Genomic DNA, 661 nt, shown 5'->3' on the forward strand with positions numbered 1-661 from the left:
TACGTCGCCCCAGCGGGCGAAGGGGAGGTTGGACGTCAGGATCATCGAGGCGTGTTCGTAGCGGCTGGAGACCAGCTGGAAGAACAGGTTCGCGGCGTCCTGGTCGAACGGGATATAGCCTACTTCGTCAATTATGAGTAGCCCGTAGCGGCGTAGCTTGACCAGTTCCTGGGCGAGTTTCCCGCGGGAATGGGCTTCCTGCAGCCGGGCGACCCAGCCGGTCGCGGAGTCGAAGAGGACCCTGTGCCCGGCCTTGGCTGCCTTGATGCCGATTCCGACCGCGAGATGGGTTTTGCCGGTGCCGGGAGGCCCGAGCAGGACCACGTTCTTGGCCTCGGCAAGGAAGACGCCGGTGCCCAGATGCGCGATAAGGGTCCGGTCCGCGGAGGGCTGGTGGTCGAAGTTGAACTCCTCGAGGTCCTTGTGCGCCGGGAACCTCGCGGCTTTGATCCGGGTCGCCGCTCCGGAGGCTTCGCGTTCGGAGACTTCACGGGAGAGCACGGCGGCCAGGTACTCCTCGTGCGACCAGCCGGAGTCCCGGGCCTGGTCCCCGAGACGGCGGAACCCGTCGCTGATCCGTGGGGCGCGCAGAGCCCGGGCGTAGTACTCGATCTGTGACGGTGTCCCGGTCATGAGACCACCTCCAGGACCAGGTTCGGCT

1 protein-coding gene is annotated in these 661 nt (G+C 66.3%); it reads right to left on the reverse strand.

Going from position 1 to position 661, the window contains the following annotated elements; translation table 11 throughout:
* Positions 1-633, reverse strand: a 633-nt coding sequence (istB, locus tag BJG92_RS06240; RefSeq protein WP_232083160.1) for an IS21-like element helper ATPase IstB, incomplete at its 3' end; no start/stop codon positions are given.
* Positions 634-661: the final 28 nt, after the last annotated feature.

This window comes from Arthrobacter sp. SO5, from assembly GCF_020532805.1.
GTDB lineage: Bacteria > Actinomycetota > Actinomycetes > Actinomycetales > Micrococcaceae > Arthrobacter.